Below are 16,457 nucleotides of genomic sequence, written 5' to 3'. Positions count from 1 at the left end.
GAATGTGCGGTATTGTCGGTATCGCCGGTTTCATGCCGGTAAACCAGTCGATTTATGACGCGTTAACGGTGCTTCAGCACCGTGGGCAGGATGCTGCGGGTATCATCACCATTGATGCAAACAACTGCTTCCGTTTACGCAAGGCGAACGGCCTGGTAAACGATGTATTTGAAGCCCGCCATATGCAGCGTCTGCAAGGTAATATGGGGATCGGTCACGTTCGTTATCCTACTGCTGGCAGTTCCAGCGCCTCTGAGGCTCAGCCTTTTTACGTTAACTCCCCGTATGGCATCACGCTTGCCCACAATGGCAATCTGACCAATGCCCACGAGCTGCGTAAAAAGCTGTTTGAAGAGAAACGTCGCCACATTAACACCACCTCTGATTCTGAAATCCTGCTCAATATCTTTGCCAGCGAGCTGGATAACTTCCGCCATTATCCGCTGGAAGCAGACAACATTTTTGCTGCCGTTGCCGCGACTAATCGCCAGATCCGTGGCGCGTATGCTTGCGTGGCGATGATCATCGGTCATGGCATGGTAGCCTTCCGCGATCCAAACGGCATTCGCCCGCTGGTGCTCGGCAAACGTGATCTCGGCGACGGCCGTTCCGAGTACATGGTTGCCTCCGAAAGCGTGGCGCTGGATACTCTGGGCTTCGAATTCCTGCGTGATGTCGCGCCAGGCGAAGCGGTCTACATCACTGAGAAGGGCCAGCTGTTTACCCGTCAGTGCGCCGACAATCCGGTGAGCAACCCGTGCCTGTTCGAATACGTTTACTTCGCGCGTCCGGACTCGTTCATCGACAAGATTTCCGTTTACAGCGCGCGCGTCAATATGGGGACGAAGCTGGGCGAGAAGATTGCCCGCGAGTGGGACGATCTCGACATCGACGTCGTCATCCCAATCCCTGAAACCTCCTGTGATATCGCGCTGGAGATTGCCCGTATTCTGGACAAGCCGTACCGTCAGGGCTTCGTGAAAAACCGCTACGTGGGCCGCACCTTTATCATGCCGGGCCAGCAGCTGCGTCGTAAGTCAGTACGTCGTAAGCTGAACGCTAACCGCGCCGAGTTCCGCGACAAGAACGTGCTGCTGGTGGACGACTCCATTGTGCGCGGCACGACGTCTGAGCAGATCATCGAGATGGCGCGTGAGGCCGGGGCGAAGAAAGTGTATCTTGCCTCCGCAGCGCCGGAAATTCGCTTCCCGAACGTGTATGGCATTGATATGCCAACCGCTAACGAGCTGATTGCTCACGGTCGTGAAGTAGACGAAATCCGGCAGATCATCGGTGCCGACGGTCTGATTTTCCAGGATCTGAACGATCTGATCGACGCGGTGCGCGCCGAGAACCCGGATATTCAGCAGTTCGAATGCTCGGTATTCAATGGGATCTACGTGACGAAAGACGTTGACCAGCAGTATCTCGACTATCTGGATTCTCTGCGTAACGACGATGCGAAAGCCGTCCAGCTGCAAAACGATCTCGAAAGCTTAGAGATGCACAACGAAGGTTGATGCGTATGCAGGTGAGGGCGCTCGCCCTCACTTGCAACTCCCCGTAAAATCCTGCACAGTCTGCCCTGAAATCAGCAAGGGCGAAAATCATGAAACGACTCATTGTAGGGATCAGCGGTGCCAGCGGCGCGATTTATGGCGTCCGGCTGTTACAGGTGCTGCGTGACGTTGCAGGCGTAGAAACCCATCTGGTGATGAGCCAGGCGGCGCGTCAGACCCTCTCTCTTGAAACCGATCTCTCTCTGCGCGACGTTCAGGCCCTGTCTGACGTTGTCCACGATGCCCGCGATATCGCCGCCAGCATCTCTTCGGGCTCGTTTAAAACGGCCGGCATGGTTATTTTGCCCTGTTCGATTAAAACCCTTTCCGGCATTGTAAACAGCTATACCGACACGCTGGTGACGCGTGCAGCGGATGTGGTGCTGAAAGAGCGTCGTCCTCTGGTGCTCTGCGTGCGGGAAACGCCGCTGCACCTGGGACATCTGCGTTTAATGACGCAGGCAGCCGAACTGGGTGCCGTGATTATGCCGCCGGTCCCCGCGTTCTATCATCGTCCGCAAACGCTGGATGATGTCATCAACCAGACCGTTAACCGCGTGCTGGATCAGTTCGATATCGACCTGCCGGAAGATCTCTTTACCCGCTGGCAGGGGGCGTGAAGCTGTGCACAAACAAGGTGCATGAAAAGACAATTTGCCCTGTTTCAGGGCAAAACTGCAACCGCGATCATATCCTCGACATTTAATTCGCTTTTTCCCTTTTTCTCTTTCCGGTTCGTTCGGCAGACCTGCTATCTTTCACCATTAAGGCAGTATCGCAACGTTTTATTAACATATTTAACGTCGTAGTTTTATCCCGACGACAATGTGGCATAAGACCTGCAAGAGCAGCCTGCAACACAACACACAACATAAACCATAATAAAATCACGGTTCTTGAGGGTAAATGTATGAAGAAGACGGTTCTGACTCTGTCTTTGCTCGTGGGCTTGAGTGCGGCAGCAAGTAGCTATGCAGCGCTTCCACAGACAGTTCGTATCGGTACAGACGCAACCTACGCGCCATTCTCCTCCAAGGATGCGAAAGGCGACTTCGTGGGGTTTGATATCGATCTGGGAAATGAGATGTGCAAACGCATGGAAGTGAAATGCACATGGGTGGGCAGTGACTTTGACGCGCTGATCCCGTCGCTGAAAGCCAAGAAAATTGATGCCATTATCTCTTCTCTCTCCATCACGGAAAAACGTCAGCAGGAGATTGCCTTCTCTGAGAAGCTCTACGCTGCCGACTCACGTCTGATTGCCGCGAAAGGCTCGCCAATCCAGCCGACCATCGACTCGCTGAAAGGCAAACATGTTGGCGTGCTTCAGGGCTCGACCCAGGAAGGTTTCGCCAATGCAAACTGGCGCGAGAAGGGCGTCGATGTGGTGGCTTACCAGAACCAGGATCTGATCTACTCTGACCTGGCGGCAGGCCGTCTGGATGCCGCGTTTCAGGATGAAGTCGCCGCGAGCGAAGGCTTCCTGAAACAGCCTGCGGGTAAAGAGTACGCCTTTGCCGGCCCGTCGGTAAAAGACAAAAAATACTTTGGCGACGGTACCGGTATTGGCCTGCGTAAGGATGATACCGAGCTGAAAGCCGCCTTCGACAAAGCGTTTAATGAGCTGCGTAAAGACGGTACCTACGACAAACTGGCGAAGAAATACTTCGATTTCAACGTCTACGGTGATTAATGCCTGAATGAGATGCACTGAAGTGGTGCATCTCTGTGGGGTTGTGTTCCAGTATGGTGCAACGCATGCACCATGCTGGATCGCTGTGTGCATAGTTAAGCATTTATAATGCAAAAATTCCCGTACAAAGGCATTAATCTTTGCCTGAATGAGGGGATTAATGGCACATTAACAACACCCCGTCGTCGTAAAAATCTCGTATTAAGACAGTTTGTTGAGGACAGATATGAAAAAACTGGTGTTGTCACTTTCTCTGGTACTGGCTTTTTCCAGCGCCACCGCGGCATTCGCAGCAATTCCGCAGAAAATTCGTATTGGAACTGACCCAACCTATGCACCTTTCGAATCGAAGAATGCGAAGGGGGAACTGGTCGGTTTTGACATCGATCTGGCTAACGAGCTGTGCAAACGCATTAAAGCGCAATGTACCTACGTTGAAAACCCGCTGGATGCGCTGATCCCGTCTCTGAAAGCGAAGAAAATTGACGTGATCATGTCCTCCCTGTCCATCACTGAAAAACGTCAGCAGGAGATTGCCTTCACGGACAAACTCTACGCGGCGGACTCACGTCTGGTGGTGGCGAAATCCTCTGACATTCAGCCAACCCTTGAATCTCTGAAAGGCAAACGCGTGGGCGTGTTGCAGGGTACTACGCAGGAAACCTACGGCAACGAGCACTGGGCGCCAAAGGGGATTGAAATTGTCTCTTACCAGGGCCAGGAAAACATCTACGCAGACCTGACGGCAGGCCGCATTGATGCAGCATTCCAGGATGAAGTGGCGGCAAGCGAAGGTTTCCTGAAACAGCCTGTGGGTAAAGATTACAAGTTCGGCGGTCCGTCCATTAAGGACGAAAAACTCTTTGGCGTTGGCACCGGTATGGGCCTGCGTAAAGAAGACAACGAACTGCGTGAAGCCCTGAACAAAGCGTTCGCCGAGATGCGCGCGGACGGCACCTATGACAAGCTGGCGAAAAAGTACTTCGATTTTAATGTTTACGGCGGCTAATCGCCCCGTCTGATAACGTGCGGCCCCTCCCGTTCCGGGAGGGGAAAAGACACGGTTCCACCACTCACGAGACGACAGGGCACGCGGTATGCTGTACGGATTTTCTGGCGTTATTTTACAGGGCGCGCTTGTCACCCTTGAGCTGGCTATCAGCTCCGTGGTGCTGGCGGTGCTGATAGGCCTGGCGGGCGCGGGGGCTAAATTATCCGCCAACAGACCGCTGGCGCTGATATTTGAAGGCTATACCACGCTGATTCGCGGCGTGCCTGACCTGGTGCTGATGCTGCTGATCTTTTACGGCCTGCAAATCGCACTTAACGGCGTGACGGATGCCATCGGCATGGAACAGATCGATATCGACCCGATGGTGGCCGGTATTATTACCCTTGGTTTTATCTACGGTGCCTATTTCACTGAGACTTTCCGCGGCGCTTACATGGCCGTGCCGAAAGGGCATATTGAAGCGGCGACCGCCTACGGTTTTACCTCCTCACAAACGTTTCGCCGGATCATGTTCCCGGCCATGATGCGCTACGCGCTGCCGGGCATCGGGAACAACTGGCAGGTTATTCTCAAGGCAACGGCGCTGGTCTCCCTGCTGGGTCTGGAAGATGTGGTGAAGGCCACGCAGCTGGCAGGTAAAAGCACCTGGGAACCGTTCTATTTTGCGGTGGTTTGCGGCGTAATCTATCTGGTCTTTACGACCGTCTCCAATGGTGTGCTGCTTCTGCTCGAACGTCGCTACTCCGTGGGTGTGAAGAGGGCTGACCTGTGATTGAGATTATTCAGGAGTACTGGAAATCCCTGCTTTGGACAGATGGCTACCGCTTTACTGGCGTGGCGATCACGCTGTGGCTGCTGATCTCCTCGGTGGTAATGGGCGGCATTCTGGCGGTGTTTCTCGCCATTGGCCGCGTGTCGAACAATAAATTTATTCAGTTCCCTATCTGGCTGTTCACCTACGTGTTTCGCGGTACGCCGCTGTACGTACAGCTGCTGGTGTTCTATTCCGGGATGTACACGCTGGAGATCGTGAAAGGCACCGAGATGCTGAACGCGTTCTTCCGCAGCGGTCTGAACTGTACGGTGCTGGCACTGACCCTCAATACCTGCGCCTATACCACCGAGATCTTCGCCGGGGCCATCCGTTCTGTGCCGCACGGTGAGATCGAGGCGGCGCGCGCGTACGGCTTCTCGTCCGTGAAGCTCTACCGCTGTATTATTCTGCCTTCGGCGCTGCGTATTGCGCTGCCGGCGTACAGCAACGAAGTGATTTTAATGCTGCATTCGACGGCACTGGCGTTTACCGCCACGGTACCGGATCTGTTAAAGATTGCCCGCGATATTAACTCTGCCACCTACCAGCCGTTTACGGCGTTTGGCATTGCAGCAGTGCTCTATTTGATCATTTCTTACGTCCTGATCAGCCTGTTCCGTAAGGCTGAAAAACGCTGGTTGCAGCATATAAAACCGTCGACGCACTGAGAATTTATGATGGCTGAGAACAAATTAAACGTAATTGATTTGCACAAGCGCTACGGCGAACATGAAGTGCTGAAAGGGGTGTCGCTGGAGGCTAACGCGGGCGACGTGATCAGTATTATCGGCTCATCAGGTTCGGGTAAAAGTACCTTCCTGCGCTGCATCAACTTCCTCGAAAAGCCGAGCGAAGGGTCGATTGTGGTGAGCGGACAGAACATCAACATGGTCCGTGATAAAGACGGCCAGCTTAAAGTGGCGGATAAAAATCAGCTACGCCTGCTGCGTACGCGTCTGACAATGGTGTTTCAGCACTTCAATCTCTGGAGCCACATGACGGTGCTGGAGAACGTGATGGAAGCGCCGGTTCAGGTGCTCGGCTTAAGCAAGCAGGAAGCCCGCGAGCGTGCGGTCAAATACCTGGCGAAAGTGGGTATCGACGAGCGGCAGCAGATCAAATATCCGGTGCACCTGTCAGGGGGGCAGCAGCAGCGTGTTTCTATCGCCCGTGCGCTGGCGATGGAGCCGGAAGTGTTGCTGTTTGACGAACCGACTTCCGCGCTGGATCCTGAACTCGTTGGCGAAGTGCTGCGCATCATGCAGAAGCTGGCGGAAGAGGGCAAAACAATGGTGGTGGTGACGCACGAGATGGGCTTCGCCCGTAACGTTTCTAACCACGTTATCTTCCTGCATCAGGGCAAGATTGAAGAGCAGGGTCATCCGGACGAGGTGCTGGCGAACCCGCAAAGCCCGCGTTTGCAGCAGTTCCTGAAAGGCTCGTTGAAGTAGGTTTGGCCTTTCTCCCTCTCCCTGTGGGAGAGGGCCGGGGTGAGGGCATCAGGCCGCAGAGCCGCCCAATTGCCCGGTGGCGCTTCGATTACCGGGCCTACAAAAACCGTAGGCCGGGCAAACGCAGTGCCGCCCGGCATTCAACACTCGAGCCGATACACCCAGTCGTCATACCGTACGCCGTTAATCTCGTACGCCTTCTCCAGCACCTGCGTGCGCACAAAACCCGCTTTCTCAAGGACCCGCACCGACCCGACGTTATCCGCCAGCACGTACGCGTTTATCGCCTTCACGCCCGTCTGGTTAAATGCATACTCACACACCGCGCGCAGCGCTTCGCTGGCAATGCCTTTTCCCTGCGCGGCAGGCACAACCGTGTAGCCAATATCCGCCTCTTCACGGTTCGCCGCACTGATTTGCAGGCCGATATCCCCGAGCGGCGTAACGTCGTTATGCAGACGGATCACAAAGACATGCTCCGCCATCAGGCGTGCGGCAAATACGCGGCGCGTCTCTTTTTCCGGTGTAATAGCGGCCATATAGCGCATGATGGCGGGGTCTTCGCGCAGAGAGCGGAAGAATGCCCAGTCAGAAGGTTCGAAAGGGGTGAGGTTAAGCCGGGTTGTGGTGATGGTTGCCATAGTTACGCCATATCATCCAGACATGGCGTATAACTCTAACATATTCACTGCACCACATCCCCCAGCGCCTCTTCCAGGTCATACCAGCGGAACGTAAACCCGGCCGCTTCCAGCCGTTTTGGCAGCGCGCGCTGCCCGCCCAGTACCAGCACCGAAGACTCACCCATCAGCAGACGAATCGCCGTCGCAGGCACGCGCAGCACCGCCGGGCGATGCAGGGCATGACCCAGGGCATGAGCAAATTGTTCATTACGTACCGGATACGGAGACACCATGTTAAACGGCCCGCGCAGGTCGTTATCCAGCAGCCAGAGAATACCGTTGACCATATCGTCGATATGGATCCACGCCAGATACTGACGACCGTTTCCGATGGGCCCGCCAAGCCCCATTTTAAACGGCGGCAACATTTTACCGAGAATACCGCCTTTCGGAGCAAGCACCACGCCGGTGCGCAGCAGGCAGACGCGGGTGTTATCGCTCTGCGCCCCGCAGGCGATACGCTCCCATTGGGCGCAGAGTTTATGGGTAAACTCGTTGTGCGGCGGCTCTTCTTCGGTCACCACCACTTCACCAAGATCGCCATAGTAGCCTGTAGCAGAGCCTGAAATCAGCACCGAGGGCGGCGTCTCGCTGTTGCGAATCAGCTCAACCAGCCTTTCGGTCATATTCCAGCGACTGCTGCATAAACGCTGTTTTTGCTCTTCGGTCCAGCGTTTATCGGCGATTGGTTCGCCTGCAAGGTTGATGACGGCGTCAAAGCCGTTCAGATCCTGCCTTTCCGCCAGGCCTTTCCAGATCTCAACGCCGGTGCCCAGCACCTGGCGCGCTTTCTCCGGGCTGCGCGTGACCACGGTAATGTCGTGATGCAACGCCTGCAAACGTGGAATGAGATGGCGACCAATCAGGCCCGTACCGCCGGTGAGCAGGATCTTCATACAACCTCCAGGTTTACGCCTGGCGCTGCCAGCTTAACGTCATGGAGACGGAGTCGGCGTAGCGCAGGGCGTGAAGTTTATCGATCTCCACTTCAGCATAAGTGACCCAGTGGTGTTCGCGTGCGATGTCGAGCACATCCTGAGTTAATTTTTCCAGTAGCGCAAAACGGTTGTTCTCTACGTACTGGATGATGCTTTTGGTGATCGTGCGATAGTTCAACGCGTCATTGATGTCTTCGCTGGCGCGCGCCTTGTCTGCCGGGTAGTGGATCACCACATTCACCACGATATCCTGGCGATTCGCGATCTCCTCCTCTTTGATACCAATGAAAGTGCGTAAGCGTAAGTTTTTTATACGAATAATAGCGTCATGCTGGGACATTGCAGGTCTTCTCCGTGTCAGTATTTTCACCTCATCATACATGAGGAGAACTCCTGCACCCAACGGGGCGCAGGATCAAATCTGATGGATTTTTTGCATGGCGCGTTCGGTGGCCGGGCGGGTCCGGATGCGCTCAAACCAGTTGTTCACCGCCGGATAAGTGGCCAGGTCGATCCGGTGGCGTTCATGGGTGTTGATCCACGGCCAGCAGGCGATATCTGCGATGCTGTAATGCTCACCTCCCAGCCACGGTGATTTTTCCAGCCGACGGTTCAGTACCCCGTACAGGCGCTGGGTTTCGACCTGATATCGCTCAATGGCGTAAGGGATCGTCTGCGGCGCATAGGCCGTAAAGTGGTGATTCTGCCCCAGCATCGGCCCGAGGCCGCTCGACTGCCAGAATAACCATTGCAGCGTGTGATGACGCTCGCGCAACTCACCGCTCAGGAGCTTGCCGGTTTTCTCTGCCAGATAGAGCAAAATCTCTCCGGACTCAAACAGGCTTAACGGTTTGCCGCCGTCAGAGGGCAGGTTATCAATGATGGCCGGAATTTTATTGTTGGGCGAGATGGCCAGAAAAACGGGGCGGAACTGGTCGCCTTTACTGATATCCACGCGAATGATCCGGTAGTCCACTTCGGCTTCTTCAAGAAAGAGTGTGATCTTATGGCCATTAGGGGTGGGGGCATAATAGAGATCTATCATTCTCAACTCCTGTCAGTGCGAATAGTGTTGCCATGAAAAATCAGTATAGGTGCTTGTTGTAAATCGTGAGTTTTCATCAAGTGACAGCGAGGCAAAGAGATTATATGTTGAGTGAAAACCGATCAGCCGAAGAGGATGTTATGAGCCAGCCTGTAATAACGTTGTGGTCCGATGCGAACTTTTTTTCTCCTTATGTCATGAGCGTTTATGTGGCGCTGGCAGAAAAGGGGCTTACTTTTACTCTGAAAACCGTTGACCTGGACAGCGGCGAACACCTGAAGCCTCAGTGGCAGGGCTACGCGCTCACCCGCCGTGTCCCTGTGCTGGAGATCGACGGTTTTGAGTTGAGTGAATCTTCGGCGATTGACGAGTACCTTGAGGACCGCTTTGCCCCGCCTGAGTGGGAACGCATCTATCCTCACGATCTGCAAAAGCGCGCCCGCGCCCGCCAGATCCAGGCGTGGCTGCGTAGCGACCTGGTGCCGATTCGCACAGAACGCTCCACGGACGTGGTGTTCGCTGGCGTCAAAAAGCCCGCCCTCAGTGAGGAAGGCTTATCCAGCGCCCGGAAGCTGATTGAAACTGCGTCATCGCTGCTGGCGCAGGGTAACCCCAACCTGTTTGGCGAGTGGTGTATTGCCGACATCGATCTGGCGCTGATGCTCAATCGCCTGATCCTCAACGGGGATGACGTCCCACAACTGCTGGTGGATTACGCCACATTCCAGTGGCAACGCGCGTCGGTACAGCGCTATCTGGCACTCTCTGCTAAGCGCGCGGGCTGATAAGACGGGACGCTTGAGGTATGATAGGGGCAGTCTGTATTCCCGAGGAGTAACTGATGAAACTGATGTTTGCGTCGGATATTCATGGATCGCTGCCCGCGACCGAACGCGTGCTTTCTCTGTTCGCCCAAAGCGGGGCGCAATGGCTGGTGATCCTGGGCGATGTGTTAAATCACGGCCCACGCAATGCGTTGCCGGAAGGCTATGCTCCCGCGCAGGTGGCGGAAAAACTTAATCATTTTGCCTCGCGCATTATCGCCGTTCGCGGCAACTGTGACAGTGAAGTTGACCAGATGCTGCTGCATTTTCCCATTACCGCTCCCTGGCAACAGGTGTTGATGGAAAACAGCCGTTTGTTCCTGACCCACGGGCACCTGTTCGGCCCGGATAACCTGCCGTCACTCGCCGCTGGCGATGTCCTGGTTTATGGTCATACTCATATTCCGGTGGCGGAAAAGCGCGGGGCGTTTTATCACTTTAACCCCGGGTCTGTCAGCATTCCTAAAGGCGGCAACCCGGCAAGCTACGGCATGTATGAAGACGGGACATTAAGCGTTATCGCACTTAATGATCAGCAAGTTATTGCGCAGATAGCGATTAATCCGTAAGTTACACCACAACTGCAAACGCGCCGAAAGAGCGCTTAGACGAGAAGGTTTCCCGATGGTGGAGCAGAATCATTTGGCAAGTACTGAATGGGTTGACATTGTCAGCGAAGAAAATGAAGTGATCGCGCAGGCCAGCCGCGAACAAATGCGTGCGGAGCGTCTGCGTCACCGCGCGACGTACATCGTTGTTCATGACGGCATGGGCAAGATTCTGGTCCAGCGTCGCACCGACACCAAAGATTTTCTTCCTGGTATGCTGGATGCCACAGCGGGTGGCGTCGTGCAGGCCGATGAAGTGCTGCTGGATTCCGCGCGTCGTGAAGCGGAAGAAGAGTTAGGTATCGCTGGCGTGCCGTTTGCCGAGCACGGGCAGTTTTATTTTGAAGATGAGCATTGCCGCGTCTGGGGCGGGCTGTTTAGCTGCGTTTCCCATGGGCCTTTCGCCTTGCAGGAAGAGGAAGTGAGCGAAGTCAGCTGGATGACGCCGGAAGAGATCACCGCGCGTTGCGACGAATTCACGCCGGATTCCCTTAAAGCACTGGCGCTGTGGATGACCCGCAACGCCAAAAACGAATCCGCTAAACCGGAAAATAAGGCGGAAAAAGAGGAAGAGGCTGAGTAAGCCTTAACAGCTTTCCCGCAGACACAGGCTGGACGCGATGGGTTTATGGTCGCGCCAGTCTCCGTCATTAAGACGTTCCAGTAACGCTTTCCCGGCTTCAACCCCAATCTTGCGATGCGGTACTGCCATCGTCGTCAGCGGCGGCTGACAGACGCGACTGACGTCGCTGTCGCCAAAACCTACGACCGCTAAATCGTCCGGCACCTTGATGCGCCGACGCTGGCATTCATACAGCGCGCCGCAGGCCAGTTCATCTGACACGCACACCAGCGCATCCAGCTCCGGCCACGCCAGCAGGAACTCTGGCAATTGTGCCGCGCCGGTGGAGAAGTTCGGCGGCATGGCGGCATTAATCACTCTGTTCGGCGCCAGGTGGTGGCGCAGCATCGCCTTGTACCAGCCCTGCAAATGCTGCTGAAAAATCCACTGTTCCTGGTTAGCGCACAGCAGGCCGATATTCTGGTAGCCGCGCTGAATCACCATCTCGGTAAGTTCATACATGGCGGCGACGTTATCAATCCCGATATTCATATCAATCGGATCGGCACGCATTGCACCCATTTCCATCACCGGGATAGAGGCGTTTTTTAGCCAGTGTCGCACGGTATCAGAGTGCTCGACGCTGAGCAGTATCGCCGCGGCGATGTTCGAGGCCAACAGCGTTTCAAGCAGTTTCTCTTCCTGTTCAAGACGATGCTGAGATTCCGCCAGCATGATCTGATATCCGGCTGGCTGGAGCACCTGCTGTAGCCCGGCGAACATCTCGGAACAGCCAGCTTCGGAAAGATTGGGTACAACCATCGCAATCGTCCATGACGATGCCGATGCCAGTGCGCTGGCGGCAAGATTGGGCATGTATCCCAGCTCCTGCACCGCGGCTTCAATTTTTTCACGCAGTTTATCGGAAACCTGTTCGGGCGTGCGGAGGGCACGGGAAACAGTCATCGTGCCTACGCCGGCAAGCTGCGCGACATCCGCGAGCGTTACTTTTCCGGTACTGCGCCGTTTTCGGGTTAAAGACATACATCTTCCTGCTGACAGGACGCGATTCAGTTTCATCCTTCATTTTACGTGACAGGCAGTATACGCCTTAAATCCCTTTTTTTGCTGTGATTTCGCACCATGATAGTAATTTGATAGCGCTATCACAGTTCTGCATGTTAGTTGTTGGTAGCGCTATCTTTGTGATCGCGATCGCAGTCATTAATTGATGGGTTGAATAGAGTTTGCCCATGTCTGGTCTTTAGCGGGAGTGAAAAATGCTCAAAAAATGGATATATGATACAACCATCATCCTACAGGATAGCGTTGAAAGCTGGCCCCAGGCGCTGGAACTGTGCGCGAAACCGCTGCTGGATTTGCAGGTCATTGCGCCGGAATATGTCACGGCTATCATCGAGCAGCATCACACGTTAGGTCCCTACTATGTGCTGGCTCCAGGGCTGGCAATGCCCCATGCGCGACCGGAAGAAGGGGCGAAAGGACTTGGCCTGTCATTATTAAAACTGAAACAGGGTGTCTCTTTTGGTGCCGGTGAGTTTGACCCCGTCGATGTGATTGTGATGCTGGCGGCGCCGGACAAGCATAGCCATATCGAAATGATCTCAGCCTTAGCGGAATTATTTTCCAGCGACGAAGATATGGCTGAATTACATCGGGCGAATACGCTGGAGGAGATAAAAACCATCATCGATCGCTTCTGATTTAATTATTTAATCCGATTCATCTCAACATTACGCGTCAGCGTGATGGGGCGTACTCTACTCAAAAAAGGGGATAACAATGAAAATCATGGCTATTTGCGGCTCCGGCCTGGGCAGCAGTTTTATGGTCGAAATGAATATTAAAAAGGTGCTCAAAAAACTGGAAATTGAGGCCGAGGTTGAACACTCCGATCTCTCCTCGGCTACGCCGGGCGCGGCGGACCTGTTTGTAATGGCGAAAGACATTGCCGCAAGCGCCAGCGTGCCGGAAAGCCAGCTGGTGGTGATCAACAATATCATCGATATTAACGAACTCGAAGCGCAGTTGCGCGCCTGGTTCGAAAGACAATAATCCTGATAAGGCGAGGTGGATATGTTTATCCTTGAAACGCTGAACTTCGTTGTTGATATTTTAAAAGTCCCTTCAGTGCTGGTCGGTTTAATTGCCCTGATTGGTCTTGTGGCGCAGAAAAAAGCCTTTTCGGATGTGGTAAAAGGCACAATTAAAACCATTCTCGGCTTTATTGTACTGGGCGGCGGCGCAACCGTGCTGGTGGGCTCATTAAATCCGCTCGGCGGTATGTTTGAGCACGCCTTTAATATTCAGGGCATTATTCCCAACAATGAAGCTATTGTGTCGATTGCCCTGGAAAAATATGGCGCTTCCACCGCGCTCATTATGGCCTTCGGGATGGTGGCGAATATTATTGTTGCGCGCTTTACCCGCCTGAAATACATCTTCCTCACCGGGCATCACACCTTCTACATGGCATGCATGATTGGCGTGATCCTGACGGTTGCAGGCTTCGAGGGGGTCGGGCTGGTCTTTACCGGCTCGTTGATCCTCGGCCTGATTATGGCCTTCTTCCCGGCGATTGCGCAGCGCTATATGAAGCGTATTACCGGCAACGATGAGATCGCCTTCGGTCATTTCGGCACGCTGGGCTACGTGCTGTCCGGCTGGATTGGCAGCAAGGTCGGTAAAGGTTCGCGCTCCACCGAAGAGATGAACCTGCCGAAGAACCTTAGCTTCCTGCGTGACAGTTCAATCTCCATCTCCCTGACCATGATGATTATCTACCTGATCATGGCGGTGAGCGCCGGACGTGAGTACGTGGAGGCCACCTTCAGCGGCGGCCAAAACTACCTGGTGTACGCCATCATTATGGCCATCACCTTCGCGGCAGGCGTGTTCATCATCTTGCAGGGCGTGCGCCTGATTCTGGCGGAAATCGTCCCGGCCTTTACTGGCTTCTCGGAAAAACTGGTGCCCAATGCGCGGCCTGCGCTGGACTGCCCGGTAGTCTACCCGTATGCGCCAAACGCGGTGCTGATTGGCTTCCTGTTTAGTTTCCTCGGCGGAATTGTGGGCTTGTTCATCTGCGGTCAGTTTAGCTGGGTGCTGATCCTGCCGGGCGTCGTGCCGCATTTCTTCACCGGTGCAACGGCGGGCGTGTTTGGTAACGCCACCGGTGGACGCCGCGGGGCAATGATTGGCGCCTTTGCTAACGGACTGCTGATCACCTTCCTCCCGGTCCTGCTGCTGCCTGTTCTGGGCGCAATTGGCTTTGCGAATACGACCTTCTCGGACGCTGATTTTGGTGCGGTCGGGATTGTGCTGGGCAACCTGGCGCGCTTCCTGTCGCCGTTTGCCATCACCGGACTGGTTGTTGTGTTGTTCGCGCTGCTGGTGGCCTACAACGTCTTCGCTAAAAACAAACCTGCCAGCGGTAACGCGCAGGAAAACCCCGGAGCCAAATCATGAATGAGAATGAAATAACCGAACTGGCGCGTCAGATTCGCCTTGAGACGCTGAAATCCCTTACGCAGCTGGGTTTTGGGCACTACGGCGGCAGCATGTCAGTCGTTGAAACGCTGGCGGTGCTGTACGGCGCGGTGATGAAAATTGACCCGGCCGATCCGGACTGGCCAGAGCGCGATTACTTTGTGCTGTCGAAAGGCCATGCGGGCCCGGCGCTGTACAGTACGCTGGCGATTAAGGGCTACTTCCCGATTGACGAGCTGAGCACGCTGAACCAGAACGGGACGCGTCTGCCAAGTCACCCGGATCGCCTGAAAACACGCGGCGTGGATGCCACCACCGGATCACTGGGGCAGGGGATCTCCATTGCTGGCGGCATGGCGCTGTCGCACAAGCTGGCAGGAAGGCCAAACCGGGTGTTCTGCATCGTCGGTGACGGGGAGCTGAACGAAGGACAGTGCTGGGAAGCCTTCCAGTTTATTGCTCACCATCGACTGAACAACCTGACGGTATTCGTGGACTGGAACAAACAGCAGCTCGACGGCGAGCTGGACGAAATCATCAGCGCCTTCGACCTGGAAGGCAAATTCCGCGCCTTTGGTTTTGACGTGGTAACGGTGAAAGGGGATGACATTCCGGCGCTGCTGGAGGTGACCGCGCCGATCCCTGCGGCCGATGCGCGTCCGCGGGTGGTGATCCTCGACAGCATCAAAGGGCAGGGGGTGCCATACCTGGAACAGCTCAGCAACTCGCATCACCTGCGATTAACTGAGGAGAGCAAAGCGGCGCTCAACGAGACGATTCGCCAACTGGAGGCTTCACATGATTAAGGTTGCACCGACAGGACAGAAAGATGCCGTTGAGATGCGTAAGGTCTACGCGGGTTTTGTGGCAAAACAGATTGAGGCCGGGAGCGAGATTATTGCGCTCGAAGCGGATCTGATGAGTTCGATGGCGATGGACGGCGTAGCGCGTGATTATCCACAGCACGTCATCAACTGCGGCATTATGGAGGCTAACGTGATTGGGACGGCCGCCGGGCTGTCGCTCACCGGACGTAAGCCGTTCGTCCATACCTTTACCGCCTTTGCCAGCCGTCGCTGCTTCGACCAGCTGTTTATGTCCCTGGACTACCAGCGCAATAACGTGAAGGTGATTGCCTCGGATGCGGGCGTGACGGCCTGCCACAACGGCGGGACGCATATGTCGTTCGAGGACATGGGCATCGTGCGCGGTCTGGCGCATTCAGTGGTGCTGGAGGTGACCGATGCGGTGATGTTCGAAGATGTGCTGCGTCAGCTTATCGACCTGGAAGGCTTCTACTGGGTGAGGACCATCCGTAAACAGGCCCCGAGCGTGTATGCCCCGGGGTCAACCTTCACCATCGGCAAGGGCAACGTGCTGCGCGAGGGAACCGATATTACCTTGATTGCTAACGGCATTATGGTGGCGGAAGCGCTGGAGGCGGCGCGCCAGCTGGAGCAGGAGGGGGTAAGCGCAGCGGTCATCGACATGTTTACCCTGAAGCCTATCGATCGGATGCTGGTGAAAAACTATGCCGAGAAAACCGGGCGTATTGTGACCTGCGAAAACCACAGCATTCACAACGGGCTGGGGTCGGCGGTGGCGGAAGTGCTGGTGGAAACCTGTCCGGTGCCCCTGCGTCGGGTGGGGGTGAAGGAACGATATGGTCAGGTGGGCACGCAGGACTTCTTGCAAAAGGAGTATGGCCTGACGGCACATGACATTGTGTCGGCGGCGCGGGAGCTGTTGTAATAAAAA

General features: G+C 55.1%; 20 protein-coding genes. 15 read left to right on the top strand and 5 right to left on the bottom strand.

Annotated features, from left to right (window positions below; genetic code table 11):
• Positions 1-2 precede the first annotated feature (2 nt).
• From purF to hisP, 7 genes are all read left to right on the top strand, one after another.
• Positions 3-1,520 (top strand): amidophosphoribosyltransferase, encoded by a 1,518-nt coding sequence (gene purF, locus ACOTZD_RS03265; protein WP_008502595.1) that lies wholly within the window; start codon positions 3-5, stop codon positions 1,518-1,520.
• Between the two features lie 89 nt (positions 1,521-1,609).
• On the top strand, positions 1,610-2,179 hold the full coding sequence (locus ACOTZD_RS03260; RefSeq protein WP_023314587.1) for a UbiX family flavin prenyltransferase: 570 nt from the start codon (positions 1,610-1,612) through the stop codon (positions 2,177-2,179).
• A gap of 290 nt (positions 2,180-2,469) precedes the next feature.
• Positions 2,470-3,252 (top strand): lysine/arginine/ornithine ABC transporter substrate-binding protein ArgT, encoded by a 783-nt coding sequence (gene argT, locus ACOTZD_RS03255; RefSeq protein WP_174402093.1) that lies wholly within the window; start codon positions 2,470-2,472, stop codon positions 3,250-3,252.
• A gap of 226 nt (positions 3,253-3,478) precedes the next feature.
• Positions 3,479-4,261: a histidine ABC transporter substrate-binding protein HisJ gene (gene hisJ, locus ACOTZD_RS03250; RefSeq protein WP_003861421.1), complete on the top strand. Its 783-nt coding sequence runs from the start codon at positions 3,479-3,481 to the stop codon at positions 4,259-4,261.
• A gap of 88 nt (positions 4,262-4,349) precedes the next feature.
• Complete coding sequence (locus ACOTZD_RS03245) at positions 4,350-5,036, top strand: histidine ABC transporter permease HisQ (RefSeq protein WP_015572256.1); 687 nt, start codon at positions 4,350-4,352, stop codon at positions 5,034-5,036.
• Positions 5,033-5,746: an ABC transporter permease gene (locus tag ACOTZD_RS03240; RefSeq protein WP_003861424.1), complete on the top strand. Its 714-nt coding sequence runs from the start codon at positions 5,033-5,035 to the stop codon at positions 5,744-5,746. The genes ACOTZD_RS03245 and ACOTZD_RS03240 overlap by 4 nt, the downstream gene beginning before the upstream one ends.
• 9 nt (positions 5,747-5,755) lie before the next feature.
• A complete protein-coding gene (gene hisP / locus ACOTZD_RS03235; protein WP_003861426.1) occupies positions 5,756-6,529 on the top strand; it encodes a histidine ABC transporter ATP-binding protein HisP in 774 nt (257 codons plus the stop codon).
• A 140-nt stretch (positions 6,530-6,669) separates the two neighbouring features.
• Here hisP and ACOTZD_RS03230 read toward each other — a convergent pair whose 3' ends face one another.
• From ACOTZD_RS03230 to yfcG, 4 genes are all read right to left on the bottom strand, one after another.
• Positions 6,670-7,170 carry a GNAT family N-acetyltransferase gene (locus ACOTZD_RS03230; protein WP_023325002.1) on the bottom strand — a complete coding sequence of 167 codons (501 nt, stop codon included), beginning with the start codon at positions 7,168-7,170 and terminating at the stop codon, positions 6,670-6,672.
• A 44-nt stretch (positions 7,171-7,214) separates the two neighbouring features.
• Positions 7,215-8,108, bottom strand: a complete 894-nt coding sequence (locus tag ACOTZD_RS03225; RefSeq protein ID WP_003861430.1) for a TIGR01777 family oxidoreductase — start codon at positions 8,106-8,108, stop codon at positions 7,215-7,217.
• Positions 8,109-8,121: 13 nt separating this feature from the next.
• Entirely contained in the window at positions 8,122-8,490 is a 369-nt protein-coding gene (gene folX / locus ACOTZD_RS03220; RefSeq protein ID WP_003861432.1) for a dihydroneopterin triphosphate 2'-epimerase, read from the bottom strand.
• Positions 8,491-8,565: 75 nt separating this feature from the next.
• On the bottom strand, positions 8,566-9,195 hold the full coding sequence (gene yfcG, locus ACOTZD_RS03215; RefSeq protein WP_003861434.1) for a GSH-dependent disulfide bond oxidoreductase: 630 nt from the start codon (positions 9,193-9,195) through the stop codon (positions 8,566-8,568).
• A gap of 140 nt (positions 9,196-9,335) precedes the next feature.
• Here yfcG and yfcF point away from each other — a divergent pair, with 140 nt between their 5' ends.
• Genes yfcF through yfcD form a run of 3 tightly spaced genes read left to right on the top strand, consistent with a single transcriptional unit; the run spans position 9,336 to position 11,210 of the window.
• Positions 9,336-9,980, top strand: coding sequence for a glutathione transferase (gene yfcF / locus ACOTZD_RS03210; RefSeq protein WP_022651542.1), 645 nt, complete (start codon positions 9,336-9,338; stop codon positions 9,978-9,980).
• A 56-nt stretch (positions 9,981-10,036) separates the two neighbouring features.
• Positions 10,037-10,588, top strand: a complete 552-nt coding sequence (gene yfcE, locus ACOTZD_RS03205; RefSeq protein ID WP_017692997.1) for a phosphodiesterase — start codon at positions 10,037-10,039, stop codon at positions 10,586-10,588.
• 55 nt (positions 10,589-10,643) lie between these two features.
• Positions 10,644-11,210, top strand: coding sequence for an NUDIX hydrolase YfcD (yfcD, locus tag ACOTZD_RS03200; RefSeq protein ID WP_003861439.1), 567 nt, complete (start codon positions 10,644-10,646; stop codon positions 11,208-11,210).
• Between the two features lie 3 nt (positions 11,211-11,213).
• On the opposite strand, the gene ACOTZD_RS03195 is transcribed toward yfcD, so the two are convergent.
• Positions 11,214-12,233, bottom strand: a complete 1,020-nt coding sequence (locus ACOTZD_RS03195; protein ID WP_109948976.1) for a LacI family DNA-binding transcriptional regulator — start codon at positions 12,231-12,233, stop codon at positions 11,214-11,216.
• Between the two features lie 236 nt (positions 12,234-12,469).
• On the opposite strand from ACOTZD_RS03195, the gene ACOTZD_RS03190 reads away from it, so the two are divergent.
• The 5 genes from ACOTZD_RS03190 to ACOTZD_RS03170 all read left to right on the top strand — a co-directional run bounded on the left by ACOTZD_RS03190 (position 12,470) and on the right by ACOTZD_RS03170 (position 16,451).
• Positions 12,470-12,913, top strand: coding sequence for a PTS sugar transporter subunit IIA (locus tag ACOTZD_RS03190; RefSeq protein WP_022651541.1), 444 nt, complete (start codon positions 12,470-12,472; stop codon positions 12,911-12,913).
• A 79-nt stretch (positions 12,914-12,992) separates the two neighbouring features.
• Entirely contained in the window at positions 12,993-13,265 is a 273-nt protein-coding gene (locus ACOTZD_RS03185) for a PTS sugar transporter subunit IIB (protein WP_003861447.1), read from the top strand.
• Between the two features lie 21 nt (positions 13,266-13,286).
• A complete protein-coding gene (locus ACOTZD_RS03180; protein WP_022651540.1) occupies positions 13,287-14,678 on the top strand; it encodes a PTS ascorbate transporter subunit IIC in 1,392 nt (463 codons plus the stop codon).
• On the top strand, positions 14,675-15,505 hold the full coding sequence (locus ACOTZD_RS03175) for a transketolase (protein ID WP_022651539.1): 831 nt from the start codon (positions 14,675-14,677) through the stop codon (positions 15,503-15,505). Before ACOTZD_RS03180 ends, ACOTZD_RS03175 begins: the two co-directional genes overlap by 4 nt.
• Positions 15,498-16,451: a transketolase family protein gene (locus ACOTZD_RS03170; protein WP_003861452.1), complete on the top strand. Its 954-nt coding sequence runs from the start codon at positions 15,498-15,500 to the stop codon at positions 16,449-16,451. Before ACOTZD_RS03175 ends, ACOTZD_RS03170 begins: the two co-directional genes overlap by 8 nt.
• Positions 16,452-16,457: the final 6 nt, after the last annotated feature.

The sequence above is a fragment of the Enterobacter cloacae complex sp. SHL022 genome (assembly GCF_049237785.1).
In the GTDB taxonomy this organism is placed as follows: domain Bacteria; phylum Pseudomonadota; class Gammaproteobacteria; order Enterobacterales; family Enterobacteriaceae; genus Enterobacter; species Enterobacter hormaechei_C.
Note: the sequence above shows the minus strand (reverse complement) of the source record. Positions and strands in the feature narration are given on the sequence as shown.

What these genes read in the sequence shown, in the direction of transcription:
- purF (WP_008502595.1), top strand. Translation starts at nt 3, where the DNA reads ATGTGCGGTATTGTCGGTATCGCCGGTTTCATGCCGGTAAACCAGTCG.
- ACOTZD_RS03260 (WP_023314587.1), top strand. Translation starts at nt 1,610, where the DNA reads ATGAAACGACTCATTGTAGGGATCAGCGGTGCCAGCGGCGCGATTTAT.
- argT (WP_174402093.1), top strand. Translation starts at nt 2,470, where the DNA reads ATGAAGAAGACGGTTCTGACTCTGTCTTTGCTCGTGGGCTTGAGTGCG.
- hisJ (WP_003861421.1), top strand. Translation starts at nt 3,479, where the DNA reads ATGAAAAAACTGGTGTTGTCACTTTCTCTGGTACTGGCTTTTTCCAGC.
- ACOTZD_RS03245 (WP_015572256.1), top strand. Translation starts at nt 4,350, where the DNA reads ATGCTGTACGGATTTTCTGGCGTTATTTTACAGGGCGCGCTTGTCACC.
- hisP (WP_003861426.1), top strand. Translation starts at nt 5,756, where the DNA reads ATGGCTGAGAACAAATTAAACGTAATTGATTTGCACAAGCGCTACGGC.
- ACOTZD_RS03230 (WP_023325002.1), bottom strand. Translation starts at nt 7,170, where the DNA reads ATGGCAACCATCACCACAACCCGGCTTAACCTCACCCCTTTCGAACCT.
- ACOTZD_RS03225 (WP_003861430.1), bottom strand. Translation starts at nt 8,108, where the DNA reads ATGAAGATCCTGCTCACCGGCGGTACGGGCCTGATTGGTCGCCATCTC.
- folX (WP_003861432.1), bottom strand. Translation starts at nt 8,490, where the DNA reads ATGTCCCAGCATGACGCTATTATTCGTATAAAAAACTTACGCTTACGC.
- yfcG (WP_003861434.1), bottom strand. Translation starts at nt 9,195, where the DNA reads ATGATAGATCTCTATTATGCCCCCACCCCTAATGGCCATAAGATCACA.
- yfcF (WP_022651542.1), top strand. Translation starts at nt 9,336, where the DNA reads ATGAGCCAGCCTGTAATAACGTTGTGGTCCGATGCGAACTTTTTTTCT.
- yfcE (WP_017692997.1), top strand. Translation starts at nt 10,037, where the DNA reads ATGAAACTGATGTTTGCGTCGGATATTCATGGATCGCTGCCCGCGACC.
- yfcD (WP_003861439.1), top strand. Translation starts at nt 10,644, where the DNA reads ATGGTGGAGCAGAATCATTTGGCAAGTACTGAATGGGTTGACATTGTC.
- ACOTZD_RS03195 (WP_109948976.1), bottom strand. Translation starts at nt 12,233, where the DNA reads ATGTCTTTAACCCGAAAACGGCGCAGTACCGGAAAAGTAACGCTCGCG.
- ACOTZD_RS03190 (WP_022651541.1), top strand. Translation starts at nt 12,470, where the DNA reads ATGCTCAAAAAATGGATATATGATACAACCATCATCCTACAGGATAGC.
- ACOTZD_RS03185 (WP_003861447.1), top strand. Translation starts at nt 12,993, where the DNA reads ATGAAAATCATGGCTATTTGCGGCTCCGGCCTGGGCAGCAGTTTTATG.
- ACOTZD_RS03180 (WP_022651540.1), top strand. Translation starts at nt 13,287, where the DNA reads ATGTTTATCCTTGAAACGCTGAACTTCGTTGTTGATATTTTAAAAGTC.
- ACOTZD_RS03175 (WP_022651539.1), top strand. Translation starts at nt 14,675, where the DNA reads ATGAATGAGAATGAAATAACCGAACTGGCGCGTCAGATTCGCCTTGAG.
- ACOTZD_RS03170 (WP_003861452.1), top strand. Translation starts at nt 15,498, where the DNA reads ATGATTAAGGTTGCACCGACAGGACAGAAAGATGCCGTTGAGATGCGT.